Raw genomic sequence first — 1,384 nt, forward strand, 5'->3', positions numbered from 1 at the left:
ACGTCGTCCACGATCCGCTTCAGCACGTGGGAGGCGGGCTTGATGTCGTAGGCGAACAGCGAGCGGCTGAGGGTGACCAGGGTGAGCCGCAGCATTGTCGACGCCCTTGATTCGTGTGTGATAGCCGCGGACTTCTTCGGCTGTCTGCTGCGCGCGATCGCCGTCGAACACCACGCCTGCAATGGGATACAGCGAGCGGTACAGCCGTTCCCACCGCTCGTCGAAGAACTGTGAATGCTCCTCGACTCCGGCGCCGAGCCCGGGGTGCATGTTCTGCATCGAACCGGCCCAGACGCCTTGCAGCATCCCGCGCCAGTCGCCGAAATACTTCCAGGTCAGGGAATCCGGACCGAGGGGAACCGGGGTGCTGCTGTCGTCAAGTTGACTACGCATGTTGTCAGATTAGGATCGACAACAGCGGTAGTCAAGGATCGAATACCGGGTGCATTGAAGATCAGGTGTCGGCGAAGTGGGGAAGTTGTGAGCATCGAAGAACGCAGGGCCACTCGAAAGGCGACGTTGTTCGACGTCGGAGTGACACTGCTCGGTGCGGTCGACGGTCCGGCCGTCAACGTGCGTGCGGTCTGCAAGGCCGCCGGTTTGACCGAGCGGTACTTCTACGAAAGCTTCACCGATCGCGATCAGTACGTTGTCGCGGTCCACACGTTTGTCGCCGAGCGCGCGCAGTCGGCGCTGGCGTCGGCAGTGGAGTCGGAGACCACATCCGAGGCCGTCGCCACCGCTGCGGTCGACGCTTTCGTCAAGCTCATGGTCGACGATCCGGCGATGGGGAGAGTGCTCCTGATCGCTCCGCTCTCGGAACCCGTCCTGAGCGGACGCGGTATCGAATCGATGCCGGCGTTCGTGGACCTCGTGTACGACCAGTTGTCCGAGATCGCTGATCCCGTGGACAAGCAACTGGTGGCCGTCGGACTGGTCGGGGCGTTGTTCACACTGTTCATCGGTTATCTGGACGGCACGATCGTCGTGGACCGCGAACGATTTGTTCGCCACTGCGTCAGGCTGCTGATCAACGCTAACCAGGCGTGAAGGGCTGGCAGGCCGGGCAGAAGAAGATATTTCGCTCGGTGAGCTGATCCGGTCCGAGGGTGTCTTCGGTGATGCGAGTTCCGCAACGGCGGCAGGGTTTTCCGCGTCTGCCGTACACCCAGGTCTGCCTACCGGGGCGGGTGTCGCCGGTGGTGACCCGGATGCGACGCGACTTGTTGACGTTGATGGTGCGAAAAGACAGGTCGACTATCGCGTCGAGATTCCCCGCGAGATGTGTCGGCGTTTTCGGGTGAATGCCTCGTAGGAAGCAGATCTCGTTTCGGTACACGTTGCCCAGTCCGGCCATCACCCGCTGATCCAGGAGCGCGATTCC

Annotated in this window: 2 protein-coding genes and 1 pseudogene; 1 reads left to right on the top strand and 2 read right to left on the bottom strand. The window is 62.1% G+C overall.

Going from position 1 to position 1,384, the window contains the following annotated elements:
• The coding region (locus tag ABT116_RS46490) for an oxygenase MpaB family protein (protein ID WP_351647281.1) at positions 1-393 on the bottom strand (393 nt) is incomplete at its 3' end.
• Between the two features lie 87 nt (positions 394-480).
• On the opposite strand from ABT116_RS46490, the gene ABT116_RS46495 reads away from it, so the two are divergent.
• Positions 481-1,050 (top strand): TetR/AcrR family transcriptional regulator, encoded by a 570-nt coding sequence (locus ABT116_RS46495; RefSeq protein WP_054781863.1) that lies wholly within the window; start codon positions 481-483, stop codon positions 1,048-1,050.
• On the opposite strand, the pseudogene ABT116_RS46500 reads toward ABT116_RS46495, so the two are convergent.
• Positions 1,037-1,384: pseudogene (locus ABT116_RS46500) on the bottom strand (DNA glycosylase); the annotation flags it as partial. The gene ABT116_RS46495 and the pseudogene ABT116_RS46500 sit on opposite strands and share 14 nt — an antisense overlap.

The sequence above is a fragment of the Streptomyces sp. NPDC002130 genome (genome assembly GCF_040296465.1).
Classification (GTDB): Bacteria; Actinomycetota; Actinomycetes; order Streptomycetales; family Streptomycetaceae; genus Streptomyces.